This is a genomic window from Pseudomonas sp. S2_A10 (assembly GCF_054668465.1).
This window is the reverse complement of sequence record NZ_CP162773.1, coordinates 1,254,936-1,274,642: the sequence shown is the minus strand read 5'-3', so window position 1 is coordinate 1,274,642 and position 19,707 is coordinate 1,254,936. Positions and strand designations below refer to the sequence as shown.

18 protein-coding genes are annotated in these 19,707 nt (G+C 55.9%); all 18 read left to right on the top strand.

All coding sequences use genetic code 11. The annotated features are described in order from the left end of the window. Positions 1 to 79 precede the first annotated feature (79 nt). Positions 80 to 511, top strand: a complete 432-nt coding sequence (gene rplK, locus AB4N41_RS05910; RefSeq protein ID WP_003176435.1) for a 50S ribosomal protein L11 — start codon at positions 80 to 82, stop codon at positions 509 to 511. Next, positions 511 to 1,206, top strand: coding sequence for a 50S ribosomal protein L1 (rplA, locus tag AB4N41_RS05905; RefSeq protein WP_024014523.1), 696 nt, complete (start codon positions 511 to 513; stop codon positions 1,204 to 1,206). The genes rplK and rplA overlap by 1 nt, the downstream gene beginning before the upstream one ends. 198 nt (positions 1,207 to 1,404) lie before the next feature. After that, positions 1,405 to 1,905 carry a 50S ribosomal protein L10 gene (gene rplJ / locus AB4N41_RS05900; RefSeq protein WP_008081912.1) on the top strand — a complete coding sequence of 167 codons (501 nt, stop codon included), beginning with the start codon at positions 1,405 to 1,407 and terminating at the stop codon, positions 1,903 to 1,905. 73 nt (positions 1,906 to 1,978) lie between these two features. After that, on the top strand, positions 1,979 to 2,344 hold the full coding sequence (gene rplL, locus AB4N41_RS05895; RefSeq protein ID WP_007962228.1) for a 50S ribosomal protein L7/L12: 366 nt from the start codon (positions 1,979 to 1,981) through the stop codon (positions 2,342 to 2,344). Positions 2,345 to 2,565: 221 nt separating this feature from the next. Further along, on the top strand, positions 2,566 to 6,639 hold the full coding sequence (gene rpoB, locus AB4N41_RS05890) for a DNA-directed RNA polymerase subunit beta (RefSeq protein WP_016772939.1): 4,074 nt from the start codon (positions 2,566 to 2,568) through the stop codon (positions 6,637 to 6,639). 64 nt (positions 6,640 to 6,703) lie between these two features. Then, positions 6,704 to 10,903 (top strand): DNA-directed RNA polymerase subunit beta', encoded by a 4,200-nt coding sequence (rpoC, locus tag AB4N41_RS05885; protein ID WP_016772940.1) that lies wholly within the window; start codon positions 6,704 to 6,706, stop codon positions 10,901 to 10,903. Positions 10,904 to 11,119: 216 nt separating this feature from the next. Continuing rightward, the gene (gene rpsL, locus AB4N41_RS05880) at positions 11,120 to 11,491 is read left to right on the top strand and encodes a 30S ribosomal protein S12 (RefSeq protein WP_003186084.1); all 372 of its coding nucleotides are present in this window, start codon (positions 11,120 to 11,122) and stop codon (positions 11,489 to 11,491) included. A 107-nt stretch (positions 11,492 to 11,598) separates the two neighbouring features. Further along, positions 11,599 to 12,072, top strand: coding sequence for a 30S ribosomal protein S7 (rpsG, locus tag AB4N41_RS05875; RefSeq protein WP_016772941.1), 474 nt, complete (start codon positions 11,599 to 11,601; stop codon positions 12,070 to 12,072). A 30-nt stretch (positions 12,073 to 12,102) separates the two neighbouring features. Continuing rightward, positions 12,103 to 14,208 (top strand): elongation factor G, encoded by a 2,106-nt coding sequence (gene fusA / locus AB4N41_RS05870; protein ID WP_016772942.1) that lies wholly within the window; start codon positions 12,103 to 12,105, stop codon positions 14,206 to 14,208. A gap of 31 nt (positions 14,209 to 14,239) precedes the next feature. Beyond that, a complete protein-coding gene (gene tuf, locus AB4N41_RS05865; protein WP_064361246.1) occupies positions 14,240 to 15,433 on the top strand; it encodes an elongation factor Tu in 1,194 nt (397 codons plus the stop codon). A 154-nt stretch (positions 15,434 to 15,587) separates the two neighbouring features. After that, positions 15,588 to 15,899: a 30S ribosomal protein S10 gene (rpsJ, locus tag AB4N41_RS05860; protein ID WP_003186070.1), complete on the top strand. Its 312-nt coding sequence runs from the start codon at positions 15,588 to 15,590 to the stop codon at positions 15,897 to 15,899. A gap of 80 nt (positions 15,900 to 15,979) precedes the next feature. After that, positions 15,980 to 16,615 carry a 50S ribosomal protein L3 gene (gene rplC / locus AB4N41_RS05855; RefSeq protein ID WP_003228738.1) on the top strand — a complete coding sequence of 212 codons (636 nt, stop codon included), beginning with the start codon at positions 15,980 to 15,982 and terminating at the stop codon, positions 16,613 to 16,615. Positions 16,616 to 16,627: 12 nt separating this feature from the next. Then, positions 16,628 to 17,230: a 50S ribosomal protein L4 gene (gene rplD / locus AB4N41_RS05850; protein WP_003228735.1), complete on the top strand. Its 603-nt coding sequence runs from the start codon at positions 16,628 to 16,630 to the stop codon at positions 17,228 to 17,230. Next, a complete protein-coding gene (gene rplW / locus AB4N41_RS05845; RefSeq protein WP_002555488.1) occupies positions 17,227 to 17,526 on the top strand; it encodes a 50S ribosomal protein L23 in 300 nt (99 codons plus the stop codon). Before rplD ends, rplW begins: the two co-directional genes overlap by 4 nt. 14 nt (positions 17,527 to 17,540) lie before the next feature. Then, a complete protein-coding gene (gene rplB / locus AB4N41_RS05840; RefSeq protein WP_016772943.1) occupies positions 17,541 to 18,365 on the top strand; it encodes a 50S ribosomal protein L2 in 825 nt (274 codons plus the stop codon). Between the two features lie 16 nt (positions 18,366 to 18,381). Next, positions 18,382 to 18,657 (top strand): 30S ribosomal protein S19, encoded by a 276-nt coding sequence (rpsS, locus tag AB4N41_RS05835; RefSeq protein WP_011336172.1) that lies wholly within the window; start codon positions 18,382 to 18,384, stop codon positions 18,655 to 18,657. Positions 18,658 to 18,668: 11 nt separating this feature from the next. Then, positions 18,669 to 19,001 (top strand): 50S ribosomal protein L22, encoded by a 333-nt coding sequence (gene rplV, locus AB4N41_RS05830; protein WP_003103908.1) that lies wholly within the window; start codon positions 18,669 to 18,671, stop codon positions 18,999 to 19,001. 13 nt (positions 19,002 to 19,014) lie between these two features. Further along, positions 19,015 to 19,701, top strand: a complete 687-nt coding sequence (rpsC, locus tag AB4N41_RS05825; RefSeq protein ID WP_003176422.1) for a 30S ribosomal protein S3 — start codon at positions 19,015 to 19,017, stop codon at positions 19,699 to 19,701. Positions 19,702 to 19,707 lie beyond the last annotated feature (6 nt).

The following is a 19,707-nucleotide window of genomic DNA, read 5'->3' as shown; positions in this document are numbered from 1 at the left end:
GGTTTTGTCGTCACTGGGATAAACGCGCAAGTAACCGGGGAGCCTTTCGAGGCGTTCGAACCCGTAATTGGAGTGCCTCATGGCCAAGAAGATTACCGCTTACATCAAGCTGCAAGTGAAGGCCGCTCAGGCTAACCCAAGTCCACCGGTTGGTCCTGCTCTGGGTCAGCACGGCGTTAACATCATGGAATTCTGCAAGGCTTTCAACGCCCGTACTCAGGGTCTTGAGCCAGGTCTGCCGACTCCAGTGATCATCACTGTCTACAGCGACCGTAGCTTCACTTTCGAAACCAAATCCACCCCTGCTTCGGTTCTGCTGAAGAAGGCGGCCGGTCTGACCAGCGGTTCCGCTCGTCCGAACACCGTTAAGGTTGGCACTGTTACCCGTGCTCAGCTGGAAGAAATCGCGAAAACCAAAAACGCGGATCTGACTGCAGCTGATATGGATGCAGCCGTGCGTACTATCGCCGGTTCTGCTCGTAGCATGGGCCTTAACGTGGAGGGTGTGTAATGGCTAAGCTGACCAAGCGTCAAAAGGCTATCGCCGGCAAAATCGAAGCAGGCAAGGCCTACAACATTGTAGACGCCGCTGCTCTGCTGGCCGAGCTGTCGACTGTCAAGTTCAGCGAGTCGTTCGACGTTGCTGTAAACCTGGGTGTAGACCCGCGTAAATCCGACCAGGTTGTTCGTAGCGCTACTGTGCTGCCACACGGCACTGGCAAGACCGTTCGCGTTGCTGTGTTCACCCAGGGTCCAGCTGCTGAGGCCGCTCTGGCTGCCGGCGCTGATCGTGTAGGTATGGACGACCTGGCTGCCGAAATGAAAGGCGGCGACCTGAACTATGACGTAGTGATCGCATCCCCGGATGCCATGCGCGTTGTAGGTCAGTTGGGTCAGATCCTCGGTCCACGTGGCCTGATGCCTAACCCTAAAGTCGGCACCGTAACTCCAGACGTAGCCAACGCGGTCAAGAACGCCAAGGCTGGTCAGGTTCGTTATCGCACCGACAAAAACGGCATCATCCACACTTCCGTTGGCAAGATCGGCTTCGACGCCGTCAAGCTGAAGGAAAACGTTGAAGCCCTGATCGCTGATCTGAAGCGTATCAAGCCAGCTTCCTCGAAAGGTATTTACGTCAAGCGCGTTACCCTGAGCACCACTATGGGCCCAGGTCTGGTTATCGACCAGAGCTCGCTCGACGCGTAAGACAAAGGTTGGCGCGGATTGTCGCGCCAATTGAAAGATTGGGGTCCCTGCCTGGCGGGGGCTATCCAAGACCGTAGGCGGCGCAAGCCTTAAACCTCAAGCCTACGCAGATGGTGCTCCCGGTTCCTTACCGAATCAGACACCAAAACGACATTCGGTTCCGATCGAATGAAACGGTAACAAGCAGGAGTTAAACCCGTGGCAATTAATCTCGAAGACAAGAAGGCCATCGTCGCTGAAGTCAACGAGGCTGCCAAAGTCGCTCTGTCCGCTGTCGTGGTTGATGCACGTGGCGTAACAGTAGGCGCAATGACCGGACTCCGTAAAGAGGCTCGTGAAGCTGGCGTTTACGTACGTGTTGTACGTAACACCCTGCTCAAGCGCGCTGTTGCTGACACTCAATACAGTGTCCTCAACGACGTGTTCACCGGCCCGACCCTGATTGCATTCTCGAACGAACATCCGGGCGCTGCTGCCCGTATCTTCAAAGAGTTTGCCAAGGGTCAGGACAAGTTCGAGATCAAGGCAGCTGCGTTCGAGGGCAAGTTCCTCGCAGCTAATCAGATCGACGTACTGGCAACTCTGCCGACCCGTGACGAAGCAATTTCTCAGCTGATGAGCGTGATTCAAGGCGCAACCAGCAAATTGGCTCGTACTCTGGCGGCAATTCGCGACCAGAAAGAAGCTGCCGCAGCCTAAGGCTCGTCACTTCTCGCGTTTTTTGTTTATTTCGATGGTCGCGTAGGCCGTCCCCCAATTCAGGAATTGAGTCATGTCTCTGACTAACGAACAAATCATCGAAGCAATCGGCCAGAAATCCGTAGTGGAAATCGTTGAGCTGATCAAAGCGATGGAAGAAACCTTCGGTGTTACCGCTGCTGCCGCTTCGGCTGGCCCAGCTGTAGCTGCTGCTGCTGTTGAAGAGCAAACCGAGTTCAACGTTGTTCTGCTGGAAGCTGGCGAGAAGAAGGTTAACGTGATCAAGGCAGTTCGTGAACTGACTGGTCTGGGCCTGAAAGAAGCCAAAGAGAAAGTAGACGGCGCTCCTCAGGTTGTAGCTGAAGGCGTTTCGAAAGAAGCGGCTGAAGACGCCAAGAAGAAGCTGGAAGAAGCAGGCGCTAAAGTCGAGCTGAAGTAAGCATCGACTTTGCTCCTCCAGCCCGAGCGTCAAGCGACAGGCTGATGGCTGGTGGCTCTTGCCACCGGCCTTTTTCCGTTATTGGCAGCCGACTGGGTCGGTGCTGATAAAGGCGCTGTAACCACCCGATGCGGTGGCGCAAACCATGGGGTTTGCACGATTTTCTGGCTGCTCCCGTCGGGAGGGGCCAAACAAGCAGGTGACCAAGCTGGGGAACGCTGATGGCTTACTCATATACTGAGAAAAAACGTATCCGCAAGGACTTTAGCAAGTTGCCGGACGTCATGGATGTGCCTTACCTCCTGGCCATCCAGCTGGATTCGTATCGTGAATTCTTGCAAGCGGGAGCGACTAAAGATCAGTTCCGCGACGTGGGCCTGCATGCGGCCTTCAAATCCGTTTTCCCGATCATCAGCTACTCCGGCAATGCTGCGCTGGAGTACGTCGGTTATCGCCTGGGCGAACCGGCATTTGATGTCAAAGAATGCGTATTGCGCGGTGTAACTTTCGCCGTACCTTTGCGGGTAAAAGTGCGCCTGATCATTTTCGACAAAGAATCGTCGAACAAAGCGATCAAGGACATCAAAGAGCAAGAAGTCTACATGGGTGAAATCCCCCTGATGACTGAGAACGGTACCTTCGTAATCAACGGTACCGAGCGTGTTATCGTTTCCCAGCTGCACCGTTCCCCGGGCGTGTTCTTCGACCACGACCGCGGCAAGACGCACAGCTCCGGCAAACTGCTGTACTCGGCTCGCATCATTCCTTACCGCGGTTCGTGGCTGGACTTCGAATTCGACCCGAAAGACTGCGTCTTCGTGCGTATCGACCGTCGTCGCAAACTGCCGGCTTCGGTACTGCTGCGCGCACTCGGTTACACCACCGAAGAAGTGCTGGACGCGTTCTACACCACCAACGTATTCCACCTGAGCGGCGAAACCCTCAGCCTGGAACTGGTGCCATCGCGCCTGCGTGGTGAAGTTGCGGTTCTGGACATCCAGGACGAGAAGGGCAAGGTCATCGTTGAGCAAGGCCGCCGTATTACCGCGCGCCACATCAACCAGATCGAGAAAGCCGGTATCAAGACGCTGGACGTGCCACTGGACTACGTCCTCGGCCGCACCACCGCCAAGGCTATCGTGCACCCGGCTACCGGCGAAATCCTGGCCGAATGCAACACCGAGCTGAACACTGAAGTCCTGGCAAAGATCGCCAAGGCCCAGGTCGTTCGCATCGAGACCCTGTACACCAACGACATCGACTGTGGTCCGTTCGTCTCCGACACACTGAAGATCGACTCCACCAGCAACCAATTGGAAGCGCTGGTCGAGATCTATCGCATGATGCGTCCGGGCGAGCCGCCAACCAAAGACGCTGCCGAGACCCTGTTCAACAACCTGTTCTTCAGCCCTGAGCGTTATGACCTGTCTGCGGTCGGCCGGATGAAGTTCAACCGTCGTATCGGTCGTACCGAGATCGAAGGTTCGGGCGTGCTGTGCAAGGAAGACATCGTCGCGGTACTGAAGACTCTGGTCGACATCCGTAACGGTAAAGGCATCGTCGATGACATCGACCACCTGGGTAACCGTCGTGTTCGCTGCGTAGGCGAAATGGCCGAGAACCAGTTCCGCGTTGGCCTGGTACGTGTTGAGCGTGCGGTCAAAGAGCGTCTGTCGATGGCTGAAAGCGAAGGCCTGATGCCGCAAGACCTGATCAACGCCAAGCCAGTGGCTGCGGCGGTGAAAGAGTTCTTCGGTTCCAGCCAGCTGTCGCAGTTCATGGACCAGAACAACCCGCTGTCCGAGATCACCCACAAGCGTCGTGTCTCTGCACTCGGCCCTGGCGGTCTGACTCGTGAGCGCGCAGGCTTCGAAGTCCGTGACGTACACCCGACTCACTACGGTCGTGTCTGCCCGATTGAAACGCCGGAAGGTCCGAACATCGGCCTGATCAACTCCCTGGCTGCGTACGCTCGCACCAACCAGTACGGCTTCCTGGAAAGCCCGTACCGCGTGGTGAAAGAGGGTGTGGTCACCGACGAGATCGTGTTCCTGTCCGCTATTGAAGAAGCCGATCACGTGATCGCGCAGGCTTCGGCGACCATGAACGAGCAGAAAGTCCTGATCGACGAACTGGTTGCCGTACGTCACCTGAACGAATTCACCGTCAAGGCGCCGGAAGACGTCACCCTGATGGACGTTTCGCCGAAGCAGGTTGTGTCGGTTGCAGCGTCGCTGATTCCGTTCCTCGAGCACGACGACGCCAACCGTGCGTTGATGGGTTCGAACATGCAGCGTCAGGCTGTACCGACTCTGCGCGCTGACAAGCCGCTGGTAGGTACCGGCATGGAGCGTAACGTAGCCCGTGACTCCGGCGTTTGCGTCGTGGCTCGTCGTGGTGGCGTGATCGACTCCGTCGACGCCAGCCGTATCGTGGTTCGTGTTGCCGATGACGAAGTTGAAACCGGTGAAGCCGGTGTCGACATCTACAACCTGACCAAATACACCCGCTCGAACCAGAACACCTGCATCAACCAGCGTCCGCTGGTACGTAAAGGTGATCGCGTTCAGCGTAGCGACATCATGGCCGACGGCCCGTCCACCGACATGGGTGAGTTGGCACTGGGTCAGAACATGCGCATCGCGTTCATGGCATGGAACGGCTTCAACTTCGAAGACTCCATCTGCCTGTCCGAGCGTGTTGTTCAGGAAGACCGTTTCACCACGATCCACATTCAGGAACTGACCTGTGTGGCCCGTGACACCAAGCTTGGCCCAGAGGAAATCACTGCGGACATCCCGAACGTGGGTGAAGCTGCACTGAACAAGCTGGACGAAGCCGGTATCGTTTACGTAGGTGCTGAAGTAGGCGCAGGCGACATCCTGGTGGGTAAGGTCACTCCGAAAGGCGAGACCCAACTGACTCCGGAAGAAAAACTGCTGCGTGCAATCTTCGGTGAAAAAGCCAGCGACGTTAAAGACACCTCCCTGCGCGTGCCAACCGGCACCAAAGGTACTGTCATCGACGTACAGGTCTTCACCCGCGACGGCGTTGAGCGTGATGCTCGTGCACTGTCGATCGAGAAGTCCCAGCTGGACGAGATCCGCAAGGATCTGAACGAAGAGTTCCGCATCGTTGAAGGCGCGACTTTCGAACGTCTGCGTTCCGCACTGGTAGGCCACAAGGCCGAAGGCGGCGCCGGCCTGAAGAAAGGTCAGGACATCACCGACGAAGTACTCGACGGTCTTGAGCACGGCCAGTGGTTCAAACTGCGCATGGCTGAAGATGCGCTGAACGAGCAGCTCGAGAAGGCTCAGGCCTACATCGTTGATCGTCGCCGTCTGCTGGACGACAAGTTCGAAGACAAGAAGCGCAAACTGCAGCAGGGCGATGACCTGGCTCCAGGCGTGCTGAAAATCGTCAAGGTTTACCTGGCAATCCGTCGCCGCATCCAGCCGGGCGACAAGATGGCCGGTCGTCACGGTAACAAGGGTGTGGTCTCCGTGATCATGCCGGTTGAAGACATGCCGCACGATGCCAATGGCACCCCGGTCGACGTAGTCCTCAATCCGCTGGGCGTACCTTCGCGTATGAACGTTGGTCAGATTCTCGAAACCCACCTGGGCCTCGCGGCCAAAGGTCTGGGCGAGAAGATCAACCGGATGGTCGAAGAGCAGCGTAAAGTCGCTGAACTGCGCACTTTCCTGGACGAGATCTACAACCAGATTGGCGGTCGTAACGAAGATCTGGACAGCTTCTCCGATCAGGAAATCCTCGATCTGGCGAACAACCTGCGTGGCGGCGTTCCAATGGCCACTCCAGTGTTCGACGGCGCCAAGGAAAGCGAAATCAAGGCCATGCTGAAACTGGCAGACCTGCCGGAAAGCGGCCAGATGCAGCTGACCGACGGCCGTACCGGCAACAAGTTCGAGCGTCCAGTTACCGTTGGCTACATGTACATGCTGAAGCTGAACCACTTGGTAGACGACAAGATGCACGCGCGTTCTACCGGTTCTTACAGCCTGGTTACCCAGCAGCCGCTGGGTGGTAAGGCGCAGTTCGGTGGTCAGCGTTTCGGGGAGATGGAGGTCTGGGCACTGGAAGCATACGGTGCTGCTTACACTCTGCAAGAAATGCTCACAGTGAAGTCGGACGATGTGAACGGCCGTACCAAGATGTACAAGAACATCGTGGATGGCGATCACCGTATGGAGCCGGGCATGCCCGAGTCCTTCAACGTGTTGATCAAGGAAATTCGTTCCCTCGGCATCGATATCGATCTGGAAACCGAATAACACGTGACGCGAATCGAGAGCGGGGCAGGATTGCCCGCTCTCTGCTCCGCCAGGAGGAAAGGCCTTGAAAGACCTACTGAATTTGCTGAAAAACCAGGGTCAAGTCGAAGAGTTCGACGCCATCCGTATCGGATTGGCCTCGCCGGAGATGATCCGTTCGTGGTCGTTCGGTGAAGTTAAAAAGCCGGAAACCATCAACTACCGTACGTTCAAACCTGAGCGTGACGGCCTGTTCTGCGCCAAGATCTTTGGCCCGGTAAAGGATTACGAGTGCCTGTGCGGTAAGTACAAGCGCTTGAAGCACCGTGGTGTGATCTGCGAGAAGTGCGGCGTTGAAGTTGCACTGGCCAAGGTTCGTCGTGAGCGCATGGCGCACATCGAGCTGGCTTCGCCGGTTGCCCACATCTGGTTCCTGAAGTCGCTGCCGTCCCGTATCGGCCTGCTGATGGACATGACCCTGCGTGATATCGAGCGCGTTCTCTACTTCGAGAGCTATGTCGTTATCGATCCAGGCATGACCACCCTTGAAAAAGGTCAGCTGCTGAACGACGAACAGTACTTCGAAGCGCTTGAAGAGTTCGGAGACGATTTCGACGCCCGCATGGGTGCCGAAGCTGTCCGTGAACTGCTGCACGCTATCGACCTGGAGCACGAGATTGGCCGTCTGCGCGAAGAGATTCCGCAAACCAACTCGGAAACCAAGATCAAGAAGCTGTCCAAGCGTCTGAAGTTGATGGAAGCCTTCCAGGGTTCCGGCAACCTGCCAGAGTGGATGGTGCTGACCGTTCTGCCGGTTCTGCCGCCAGATCTGCGTCCACTGGTCCCGCTGGATGGCGGTCGTTTCGCGACCTCCGACCTCAACGATCTGTATCGTCGAGTGATCAACCGTAACAACCGTTTGAAGCGCCTGCTGGATCTGTCGGCTCCGGACATCATCGTGCGCAACGAAAAGCGCATGTTGCAGGAAGCGGTCGATGCATTGCTCGACAACGGTCGTCGTGGTCGCGCTATCACCGGTTCCAACAAGCGTCCTCTGAAATCCCTGGCTGACATGATCAAGGGTAAGCAGGGTCGTTTCCGTCAGAACTTGCTCGGTAAGCGTGTTGACTACTCCGGTCGTTCGGTAATTACCGTAGGCCCGACCCTGCGTCTGCACCAGTGCGGTCTGCCGAAGAAGATGGCTCTCGAGCTGTTCAAGCCGTTCATTTTTGGCAAGCTGGAAATGCGTGGTCTGGCGACCACCATCAAAGCGGCCAAGAAAATGGTCGAGCGCGAACTGCCAGAGGTTTGGGACGTTCTCGCTGAAGTGATTCGCGAACACCCGGTTCTTCTCAACCGTGCACCGACCCTTCACCGTCTGGGTATCCAGGCGTTTGAACCGGTACTGATCGAAGGTAAGGCTATCCAGCTGCACCCGCTGGTCTGCGCCGCGTACAACGCCGACTTCGACGGCGACCAAATGGCCGTGCACGTACCGCTGACACTGGAAGCCCAGCTCGAAGCGCGTGCGTTGATGATGTCGACCAACAACATTCTGTCGCCAGCCAACGGTGAGCCAATCATCGTTCCGTCGCAGGACGTTGTATTGGGTCTGTACTACATGACTCGTGAAGCGATCAACGCCAAGGGCGAAGGTCGTGTGTTCGCGGATCTGCAGGAAGTCGACCGTGTGTTCCGTGCCGGCGAAGCCGCACTGCACGCCAAGGTCAAGGTTCGTATCAACGAAACCGTCAACGACCGTGACGGCAACAGCGTGAGCGGTACCCGTATCGTCGACACCACTGTCGGCCGTGCGCTGCTGTTCCAGGTTGTGCCGAAAGGTCTGTCGTTCGACGTCGTCAACCTGCCGATGAAGAAAAAGGCGATCTCCAAGCTGATCAACCAGTGCTACCGCGTGGTTGGTCTGAAAGAGACCGTGATCTTCGCTGACCAGTTGATGTACACCGGTTTCGCTTACTCGACCATCTCCGGCGTTTCGATCGGTGTTAACGACTTCGTTATCCCGGATGAAAAAGCCCGCATCATCGGTGCAGCCACCGACGAAGTGAAAGAAATCGAGAGTCAGTACGCCTCCGGCCTGGTAACCCAGGGCGAGAAGTACAACAAAGTGATCGACCTCTGGTCGAAAGCGAACGACGAAGTTTCCAAGGCGATGATGGCCAACCTCTCGAAAGAGAAAGTCATCGACCGTCACGGCGACGAAGTCGACCAAGAGTCTTTCAACTCGATGTACATGATGGCCGACTCGGGTGCGCGGGGTTCCGCAGCACAGATTCGTCAGCTGGCCGGTATGCGTGGTCTGATGGCCAAGCCGGACGGTTCCATCATTGAAACGCCGATTACTGCGAACTTCCGTGAAGGTTTGAGCGTACTTCAGTACTTCATCTCGACTCACGGTGCTCGTAAAGGTCTGGCGGATACCGCGTTGAAAACTGCGAACTCCGGTTACCTGACTCGTCGTCTGGTAGACGTGGCGCAGGATCTGGTTGTAACCGAGATCGATTGCGGCACCGAACACGGTCTGCTGATGACTCCGCACATTGAAGGCGGTGACGTTGTAGAGCCGTTGGGTGAGCGCGTATTGGGTCGTGTCATTGCCCGTGACGTATTCAAGCCAGGCACCGAGGACGTCATCGTTCCTGCCGGTACTCTGGTAGACGAGAAGTGGGTCGAATTCATCGAGCTGAACAGCATCGACGAAGTGATCGTGCGTTCGCCGATCAGCTGCGAAACCCGCTATGGCATTTGCGCCAAGTGCTACGGCCGTGATCTGGCTCGTGGTCACCAGGTGAACATCGGTGAAGCGGTCGGCGTTATCGCTGCCCAGTCCATCGGTGAGCCGGGTACCCAGCTGACCATGCGTACGTTCCACATCGGTGGTGCGGCAAGCCGTACTTCCGCAGCCGACAGCGTTCAGGTGAAGAATGGCGGTACCGTCCGTCTGCACAACCTGAAGCACGTTGAGCGAGTGGATGGTCACCTGGTTGCTGTGTCCCGTTCCGGTGAGCTGGCAATCGCTGACGATTTCGGTCGTGAGCGCGAGCGTTACAAGCTGCCGTACGGTGCTGTGATTTCGGTTAAAGAAGGTGACAAGGTCGACGCTGGCGCAATCGTGGCCAAGTGGGATCCGCACACTCACCCGATCGTTACCGAAATGAAAGGTACCGTGACCTACGTGGGCATGGAAGAAGGCATCACGATCAAGCGTCAGACTGACGAATTGACCGGTATGACCAACATTGAAGTACTCGACGCGAAAGATCGTCCTGCAGCGGGCAAAGAAATTCGTCCTGCAGTGAAGATGGTCGACGACAACGGCAAGGATCTGTTGCTGCCAGGCACTGACGTAATCGCTCAGTACTTCCTGCCAGCCAACGCCCTGGTCGGTGTGGCTGACGGTGCGAAGATTGCGATCGGTGATGTTATCGCTCGTATCCCGCAGGAAACTTCGAAGACCCGTGACATCACCGGTGGTCTGCCGCGTGTTGCCGACCTGTTCGAAGCGCGTCGTCCGAAAGAAGCGTCGATTCTGGCTGAAGTCAGCGGCACCATCGCGTTCGGTAAAGAGACCAAGGGCAAGCGCCGTCTGGTCATTACCCCGAACGACGGTAGCGATCCGTACGAAGAGCTGATTCCGAAGTGGCGTCACCTGAACGTCTTCGAAGGCGAACAGGTAAACCGCGGCGAAGTTATCTCCGACGGTCCAAGCGATCCGCACGACATCCTGCGTCTGCTGGGTGTGAGCGCGCTGGCCAAGTACATCGTCAACGAGATCCAGGACGTTTATCGTCTGCAAGGCGTGAAGATCAACGACAAGCACATCGAGACCATCCTGCGTCAGATGCTGCGTAAAGTTGAGATCTCCGAGTCCGGCGATTCCAGCTTCATCAAGGGCGACCAGATGGAACTGACTCACGTTCTGGTCGAGAACGAACGTCTGAGCGCGGAAGACAAGTTTGTCTCCAAGTTCACTCGCGTTCTGCTGGGTATCACCAAGGCGTCGTTGTCCACCGAATCGTTCATCTCGGCGGCTTCCTTCCAGGAAACCACTCGCGTACTGACCGAAGCGGCAGTCACCGGCAAGCGCGATTACCTGCGCGGCCTGAAAGAAAACGTAGTCGTGGGTCGTCTGATCCCGGCCGGTACCGGTCTTGCCTATCACAGCGAGCGCAAGCGTCGCCGTGATGCCGACAAGCCGTTGCGCGTAAGCGCCAGTGAAGTGGAAGCTGCACTGACCGAAGCGCTGAACTCGAGCGGTAACTGAGTTCTGCGATAAACGAGAGTGAGGCCCTGATCGCTCCGTTCGTCGAATCGAGACATCAAGTCAAGGTTCGATGGGCGGGGAGGTCGGGGCCTTGCCTTGACTGGAATCAAGATCCTCTTTAGACTCTTGATCCCCTAAATTTGGCGGGAATTCGTTCCTGCCATTTTGCTTTTCTTGCAAGACAATAGCGTCGCAAGACAACAGTGGAGCTAGTAGATGGCAACTATCAACCAGCTGGTACGTCAGCCGCGTAAGCGTATCGTCGAGAAATCCGACGTGCCTGCGCTGCAGAACTGCCCGCAACGTCGTGGCGTGTGCACCCGTGTGTACACCACCACGCCGAAAAAACCTAACTCGGCACTGCGTAAAGTATGCCGTGTGCGTCTGACCAACGGTTTCGAGGTTTCCTCGTACATCGGTGGTGAAGGCCACAACCTGCAAGAGCACAGCGTGGTACTGATCCGCGGCGGTCGTGTAAAAGACTTGCCAGGTGTTCGTTACCACACCGTTCGCGGCTCCTTGGATACTTCCGGCGTTAAAGGCCGTAACCAGGGTCGTTCGAAGTACGGTACCAAGCGTCCGAAGTAATCGGCCGTTTTGCAGATTTTTATTTTATTGAGTCGATAAGAGTAAGGTCGGGCACGCATCCTCTGGATCTGTCCCGAGCTAACCTGAAGACCGCTTGAGGGCTTATCATGCCAAGACGTCGCGTAGCAGCAAAGCGTGAGATTCTGGACGATCCGAAATACGGAAGCCAGATCCTCGCCAAATTCATGAACCACGTTATGGAAAGCGGCAAGAAAGCCGTTGCCGAGCGTATCGTTTATGGTGCCCTGGAAACCGTTGCGGCCCGTAAGGCTGGCACCGATCCCCTGGAACTCTTCGAAAAAGCACTCGACGCCATCGCTCCGCTGGTCGAAGTGAAGTCGCGCCGCGTTGGTGGTGCTACTTACCAGGTTCCGGTCGAGGTTCGTCCTTCCCGTCGTAACGCTCTGGCAATGCGCTGGTTGGTAGACTTCGCCCGTAAGCGCGGCGAGAAGTCTATGGCTCTGCGTTTGGCTGGCGAACTGCTGGATGCTGCTGAAGGTAAAGGTGCTGCTGTTAAGAAGCGTGAAGACGTGCACCGTATGGCCGAAGCTAACAAAGCTTTCTCGCACTACCGCTTCTAATTTTAGCTTCACTAATTTTGCGAGGGCTTTATGGCTCGTACTACTCCGATTAGCCGCTACCGTAACATCGGTATCGTCGCTCACGTGGATGCTGGTAAAACCACCACCACCGAGCGCGTACTGTTTTACACCGGCAAAAGTCACAAAATGGGCGAGGTGCATGATGGCGCCGCGACCACAGACTGGATGGTTCAGGAGCAGGAGCGTGGTATTACCATTACTTCTGCTGCCATTACCGCCTTCTGGAAAGGTTCCGAGAAGCAGTACTCTCACGAGCACCGTTTCAACGTAATCGATACCCCGGGCCACGTTGACTTCACCATTGAAGTTGAGCGTTCCCTGCGCGTACTCGACGGCGCTGTCGTTGTGTTCTGCGGTACTTCGGGTGTTGAGCCGCAGTCGGAAACCGTATGGCGTCAAGCCAACAAATACGGCGTTCCACGTCTTGTTTACGTAAACAAGATGGACCGTGCCGGCGCCAACTTCCTGCGCGTGATCGGTCAGATCAAGCAGCGTCTGGGTCACACTCCGGTGCCGATCCAGTTGGCCATCGGTTCCGAAGACAACTTCCAGGGTCAGATCGATCTGATCAACATGCAAGCTGTCTACTGGAACGACTCTGACAAAGGTATGGTTCCTGTTCGCAAGGACATTCCTGCCGAGCTGCAAGAGCTGGCGGAAGAGTGGCGCAACAACATGGTTGAAGCTGCCGCCGAAGCCAACGAAGAGCTGATGAACAAGTACCTGGAAGGCGAAGAGCTGTCGATCGAAGAGATCAAGGCTGCTTTGCGTCAGCGTACTATCGCCGGCGAAATCGTTCTGGCCGTTTGCGGTTCTTCGTTCAAGAACAAGGGCGTTCCCCTGGTTCTCGACGCCGTTATCGACTACCTGCCTGCTCCGACCGACATTCCTGCTATCAAGGGTTCCAACCCTGATAACGAGGAAGAAGAGATGGAGCGTCATGCAGACGACAACGAGCCTTTCGCGGCTCTGGCGTTCAAGATCGCTACCGATCCATTCGTGGGTACTCTGACCTTCGTCCGCGTTTACTCGGGCGTGTTGAACTCCGGCGACGGCGTGATCAACTCGGTCAAAGGCAAGAAAGAGCGCGTGGGTCGTATGGTGCAAATGCACGCAAACGCCCGTGAAGAGATCAAGGAAGTACGCGCTGGTGACATCGCGGCCCTGATCGGCATGAAGGACGTCACCACTGGTGAAACCCTCTGCAACGCTGACAAGCCAATCATCCTGGTTCGCATGGACTTCCCGGAGCCGGTTATTTCGGTTGCTGTAGAGCCTAAGACCAAGGATGACCAGGAAAAAATGGGTATCGCTCTGGGCAAACTTGCTCAGGAAGACCCGTCTTTCCGCGTTAAAACTGATGAAGAGACTGGTCAGACGATCATCTCCGGCATGGGCGAGCTGCACCTGGACATCCTGGTTGACCGGATGCGCCGTGAGTTCAACGTCGAAGCCAACATCGGCAAGCCTCAGGTTTCGTATCGTGAGCGCATCACGAAGAACTGTGAAATCGAAGGCAAGTTCGTTCGTCAGTCCGGTGGTCGCGGCCAGTTCGGTCACTGCTGGATCCGTTTTGCTCCTGCTGACGAAGGTCAGGAAGGTCTGCAATTCGTGAACGAAGTTGTAGGTGGTGTGGTTCCTAAGGAATACATCCCGGCTATCCAGAAGGGTATCGAAGAGCAGATGAAGAACGGCGTTGTTGCCGGCTATCCGCTGATCGGCCTGAAGGCTACCGTGTTCGATGGTTCTTACCACGACGTCGACTCCAACGAGATGGCGTTTAAAGTGGCTGCTTCCATGGCGACCAAGCAACTGGCCCAGAAGGGTGGTGGTGAGTTGCTCGAGCCGATCATGGCGGTAGAGGTTGTTACGCCTGAAGACTATATGGGTGATGTGATGGGCGACCTTAACCGTCGTCGCGGCATGATCCAGGGTATGGAAGACACAGTGTCCGGCAAGGTTATCCGTGCCGAGGTCCCACTGGGTGAGATGTTCGGTTATGCGACCGACGTTCGTTCCATGTCCCAGGGTCGCGCAAGCTACTCTATGGAATTCAAAAAATATGATACGGCTCCGTCGCACATCGTCGAATCCGTAACCAAAAAACAAGGCTGATTCAGCCCCTTTAGGCTAGGAGTTAATTGTCGTGGCTAAAGAAAAATTTGATCGTTCCCTACCGCACGTCAACGTTGGCACCATCGGTCACGTTGACCACGGTAAAACCACTCTGACTGCTGCTCTGACTCGCGTTTGCTCCGAGGTTTTCGGTTCTGCAATCGTTGACTTCGACAAGATCGACAGCGCACCAGAAGAAAAAGCTCGCGGTATCACCATCAACACCGCGCACGTTGAGTACAACTCGAAGATCCGTCACTACGCTCACGTTGACTGCCCAGGTCACGCTGACTACGTGAAGAACATGATCACCGGTGCTGCTCAGATGGACGGCGCTATCCTGGTTTGCTCGGCCGCTGATGGTCCGATGCCGCAAACCCGTGAGCACATCCTGCTGTCCCGTCAGGTTGGCGTTCCGTACATCGTGGTCTTCCTGAACAAGGCTGACCTGGTAGACGACGCTGAGCTGCTGGAACTGGTTGAGATGGAAGTTCGTGACCTGCTGTCGACTTACGACTTCCCGGGCGACGACACTCCGATCATCATCGGTTCGGCTCGTATGGCGCTGGAAGGCAAAGACGACAACGAGATGGGCACCACTGCCGTCAAGAAACTGGTTGAAACTCTGGATGCCTACATCCCAGAACCAGTTCGTATGATCGACAAGCCATTCCTGATGCCAATCGAAGACGTATTCTCGATCTCGGGTCGCGGTACTGTTGTGACTGGTCGTATCGAGCGCGGTATCGTTCGCGTTCAGGATCCGCTGGAAATCGTTGGTCTGCGTGACACCACCGTTACTACTTGCACCGGTGTTGAAATGTTCCGCAAGCTGCTCGACGAAGGTCGTGCCGGCGAGAACTGCGGCGTTCTGCTGCGTGGTACCAAGCGTGACGACGTTGAGCGTGGCCAGGTTCTGGTCAAGCCAGGTTCGGTCAAGCCGCACACCAAGTTCACCGCAGAAGTTTACGTTCTGAGCAAGGAAGAAGGCGGTCGTCACACTCCGTTCTTCAAAGGCTACCGTCCACAGTTCTACTTCCGTACTACTGACGTGACTGGTAACTGCGAGCTGCCAGAAGGCGTTGAAATGGTAATGCCAGGTGACAACATTCAGATGACTGTTACCCTGATCAAAACCATCGCGATGGAAGATGGTCTGCGTTTCGCTATCCGTGAAGGCGGTCGTACCGTCGGCGCTGGCGTCGTAGCCAAAATCATCGAGTAAGACTTTTAAAGTCAGCTTGATGGATTGAAAAAGCCCCCGCTCAGCGGGGGCTTTTTTATTGGGTTGACACCTATCGGGGGCGTCTATAGAATTGCGCCTCCTTTTAACGGGCGTATTGCGCCCGGTGGGAATAGCAGCCGGAGTCTGAAATCCAATGCAAAATCAGCAAATCCGTATCAGGTTGAAGGCTTTTGACCATCGCCTGATCGACCAATCAACCCAGGAAATCGTGGAAACCGCGAAACGTACTGGTGCTCAAGTGCGTGGTCCAATTCCACTGCCTACCCGTAAAGAGCGGTTCACCGTTCTGGTTTCCCCGCACGTCAACAAAGACGCGCGTGACCAGTACGAGATCCGCACTCATAAGCGTGTTCTGGACATCGTCCAGCCAACGGATAAAACCGTTGACGCGCTGATGAAGCTTGATCTTGCGGCCGGTGTGGAAGTGCAGATCAGCCTCGGCTAAGACTCGGTCTTGGTCGTGTAACGCTCTGAAATGGGCGGCCATAGCGGGTGAAAGCCCCGTACACTCATGAGGTTTACAACATGACTATTGGTGTAGTCGGTCGTAAATGCGGTATGACCCGTATTTTCACCGAAGAAGGTGTCTCCATTCCGGTCACGGTCATTGAGATCGAGCCGAATCGCGTCACCCAGTTCAAAACTGAAGAGACCGATGGCTATCGTGCAGTGCAAGTCACTGTCGGCGAGCGTCGCGCTTCGCGTGTAACAGCAGCTCAGGCTGGCCACTTCGCTAAAGCGAACGTTGCCGCTGGTCGCACCACCATGGAATTCCGCCTTGAAGAAGGCGAGTACCAGGCTGGCGATCTGATCAACGCTGAAATCTTCGCCGCTGGTCAACTGGTTGATGTAACCGGTCAGTCCAAGGGTAAAGGCTTCCAGGGTACGATCAAGCGTTGGAATTTCCGCGGGCAAGATAACACCCACGGTAACTCCGTATCCCACCGCGTCCCAGGCTCTATCGGCCAGTGCCAGACTCCTGGTCGTGTATTCAAGGGCAAAAAAATGTCCGGTCATATGGGCGCTGAGCGCGTGACCGTGCAGTCCCTGGAAGTAGTGCGCGTGGACGCTGAACGCAATCTGTTGTTGGTCAAGGGTGCTGTTCCTGGCGCTACTGGCGGCAACCTGGTTGTACGTCCAGCAGCCAAGGCTCGCGGTTAAGGGGAAGCTGACATGCAATTAAATGTAAATGACGCTCAAGCGATCGAAGTTTCCGAACTGACATTTGGCGGCGAATTCAACGAGACGCTGGTTCACCAAGCAGTCGTGGCCTACATGGCCGGCGGCCGTCAAGGTAGCAAGCAGCAGAAGACCCGTTCCGACGTTCGTGGTGGCGGCAAGCGCCCATGGCGTCAGAAAGGTACTGGCCGTGCTCGTGCCGGTACTATCCGTAGCCCAATCTGGCGTGGCGGCGGTACCACTTTCGCAGCTCGTCCACAGGATCACTCCCAGAAGCTGAACAAGAAGATGTATCGCGCAGCAATGCGCTCCATCCTTGCTGAGCTGGTGCGTACTGATCGTCTGGTCGTGGTTCAGGATTTCGCTGTTGAAACTCCGAAAACCAAAGATCTGCTGGGCAAACTGAACAACATGAGCCTGACCGACGTTCTGATCGTGTCGGACGCTGTTGATCAGAACCTGTACCTGGCTGCTCGCAACCTGCCGCACGTAGATGTACGTGACGTGCAAGGTTCCGATCCAGTTAGTCTGATCGCATACGACAAGGTGTTGATCACCGTGTCGGCCGTGAAGAAATTCGAGGAGCTGCTGGGATGAACCAGGAACGCGTATTTAAAGTTCTGCTTGGCCCGCACGTTTCCGAGAAGGCTACGGTTCTGGCAGACAAGAAAGGCCAGTTCGTTTTCAAGGTTGCTACTGATGCAACCAAGCTGGAAATCAAGAAGGCCGTCGAAAGCCTGTTCAGCGTGAAAGTAGAGCGCGTCACTACCCTGAACGTTCTGGGTAAGAGCAAGCGCACTGCTCGCGGTCTGGGCAAGCGTAATGACTGGAAGAAGGCAGTTATCTCCCTTCAGCCAGGCCAAGATCTCGATTTCAGCAGCAGTGCTGAGTAAGGAAGGGGTGCATCATGGCAATCGTTAAATGCAAACCGACTTCCCCTGGCCGCCGTTTTGTGGTCAAGGTGGTCAACCAGGAGCTGCATAAAGGCGCTCCTCACGCACCGCTGCTCGAGAAAAAATCGAAGTCTGGTGGTCGTAACAACAATGGCCGTATTACCACTCGTCACATCGGTGGTGGTCATAAGCAGCATTACCGTATGGTCGATTTCCGTCGCAACGACAAAGATGGCATCGTCGCCACTGTCGAGCGTATCGAATACGATCCAAACCGTACTGCTCACATCGCACTGCTGTGCTACGCAGACGGCGAGCGTCGCTACATCATCGCCCCTAAAGGCGTGAGTGCTGGCGACCAGCTGATCGCAGGCGCTCTGGCTCCAATCAAGCCAGGCAACGCTCTGCAACTGCGCAACATTCCAGTCGGTTCTACCGTACACGGCATCGAATTGAAGCCAGGTAAAGGTGCACAGATCGCTCGTTCCGCTGGTGCTTCGGCTCAGCTGATCGCTCGTGAAGGTGTCTACGTGACCCTGCGTCTGCGTTCCGGTGAAATGCGTAAAGTCCTGGCTGAATGCCGTGCGACCCTGGGTGAAGTCTCGAACTCCGAGCACAGCCTGCGTTCGCTGGGTAAAGCTGGTGCCAAACGCTGGCGTGGCGTTCGCCCAACCGTTCGTGGTGTTGCCATGAACCCGGTTGACCACCCACATGGTGGTGGTGAAGGTCGTACCTCTGGTGGTCGTCATCCGGTATCGCCATGGGGCTTCCCGACTAAGGGCGCGAAGACTCGTGGTAATAAGCGTACCGACAAAATGATCGTCCGTCGTCGCAAGTAAATAGAGGGATACGACAGTGCCACGTTCTCTGAAAAAAGGTCCTTTTATTGATCTTCACCTACTGAAGAAGATCGAAGTGGCGGCGGAAAAGAACGATCGCAAACCAATTAAAACCTGGTCGCGTCGTTCGATGATCCTGCCACAAATGGTCGGTCTGACCATCGCAGTACACAACGGTCGTCAGCACGTCCCAGTTCTCGTTAACGAAGACATGGTCGGCCACAAACTGGGCGAGTTCGCCGGTACCCGCAACTATCGCGGGCACGTGGCTGACAAGAAAGCCAAGCGTTAAGGGGTAAGGAAATGGAAGTAGCCGCTAAGTTGTCGGGCGCTCGAATCTCCGCCCAGAAAGCCCGCTTGGTCGCCGACCAGATCCGCGGGAAGAAGGTGGGCGAAGCGCTCAACCTGTTGGCTTTCAGCAGTAAGAAAGCCGCCGAGATCATGAAGAAAGTGCTGGAGTCGGCCGTAGCCAACGCCGAGCATAACGAAGGCGCAGACGTTGATGACCTGAAGGTCAGCACCGTTTTCGTCAACGAAGGGCGTTCGCTGAAGCGCATCATGCCACGTGCCAAAGGCCGTGCTGATCGCATCGTCAAGCGGTCTTGCCATATCACTGTCAAGGTTGCTGACAAGTAACGGAGTCGAAGAGATGGGTCAGAAAGTACATCCCATTGGCATTCGCCTGGGAATCGTCAAGGAGCACACCTCCGTCTGGTACGCAGACGGTCGGACTTATGCGGACTACTTGTTCGCAGATCTGAAAGTGCGTGAGTATCTCCAAGACAAACTAAAAAGCGCGTCCGTAAGCCGTATCGATATCCATCGTCCGGCCCAAACTGCACGCATCACCATCCACACCGCTCGTCCAGGTATCGTTATCGGGAAGAAAGGTGAAGATGTTGAGAAACTGCGTCAGGACCTGACCAAGCAAATGGGTGTGCCTGTGCACATCAATATCGAAGAGATCCGCAAGCCGGAGCTCGACGGTATGCTGGTTGCGCAGAGCGTAGCTCAGCAGCTGGAGCGTCGTGTAATGTTCCGTCGCGCTATGAAGCGCGCTGTACAGAACGCCATGCGCATTGGTGCCAAAGGCATCAAAATCCAAGTGAGCGGTCGTCTCGGCGGTGCTGAAATCGCACGTACTGAATGGTATCGCGAAGGTCGTGTGCCACTGCACACCCTGCGTGCCGACATCGACTATGCCAACTACGAAGCTCACACCACTTACGGTGTGATCGGTGTAAAGGTTTGGATCTTCAAAGGCGAAGTTATTGGTGGTCGCCAAGAAGAACTGAAACCACAAGCACCAGCGCCTCGTAAAAAAGCTGCTAAGTAAGGGGTA

What these genes read in the sequence shown, in the direction of transcription:
- rplA (WP_024014523.1), top strand. Translation starts at nt 511, where the DNA reads ATGGCTAAGCTGACCAAGCGTCAAAAGGCTATCGCCGGCAAAATCGAA.
- rplK (WP_003176435.1), top strand. Translation starts at nt 80, where the DNA reads ATGGCCAAGAAGATTACCGCTTACATCAAGCTGCAAGTGAAGGCCGCT.
- rplL (WP_007962228.1), top strand. Translation starts at nt 1,979, where the DNA reads ATGTCTCTGACTAACGAACAAATCATCGAAGCAATCGGCCAGAAATCC.
- rpsL (WP_003186084.1), top strand. Translation starts at nt 11,120, where the DNA reads ATGGCAACTATCAACCAGCTGGTACGTCAGCCGCGTAAGCGTATCGTC.
- rplW (WP_002555488.1), top strand. Translation starts at nt 17,227, where the DNA reads ATGAACCAGGAACGCGTATTTAAAGTTCTGCTTGGCCCGCACGTTTCC.
- rplV (WP_003103908.1), top strand. Translation starts at nt 18,669, where the DNA reads ATGGAAGTAGCCGCTAAGTTGTCGGGCGCTCGAATCTCCGCCCAGAAA.
- rpoB (WP_016772939.1), top strand. Translation starts at nt 2,566, where the DNA reads ATGGCTTACTCATATACTGAGAAAAAACGTATCCGCAAGGACTTTAGC.
- rpsC (WP_003176422.1), top strand. Translation starts at nt 19,015, where the DNA reads ATGGGTCAGAAAGTACATCCCATTGGCATTCGCCTGGGAATCGTCAAG.
- rplD (WP_003228735.1), top strand. Translation starts at nt 16,628, where the DNA reads ATGCAATTAAATGTAAATGACGCTCAAGCGATCGAAGTTTCCGAACTG.
- rplC (WP_003228738.1), top strand. Translation starts at nt 15,980, where the DNA reads ATGACTATTGGTGTAGTCGGTCGTAAATGCGGTATGACCCGTATTTTC.
- rpsG (WP_016772941.1), top strand. Translation starts at nt 11,599, where the DNA reads ATGCCAAGACGTCGCGTAGCAGCAAAGCGTGAGATTCTGGACGATCCG.
- rpsJ (WP_003186070.1), top strand. Translation starts at nt 15,588, where the DNA reads ATGCAAAATCAGCAAATCCGTATCAGGTTGAAGGCTTTTGACCATCGC.
- rplB (WP_016772943.1), top strand. Translation starts at nt 17,541, where the DNA reads ATGGCAATCGTTAAATGCAAACCGACTTCCCCTGGCCGCCGTTTTGTG.
- fusA (WP_016772942.1), top strand. Translation starts at nt 12,103, where the DNA reads ATGGCTCGTACTACTCCGATTAGCCGCTACCGTAACATCGGTATCGTC.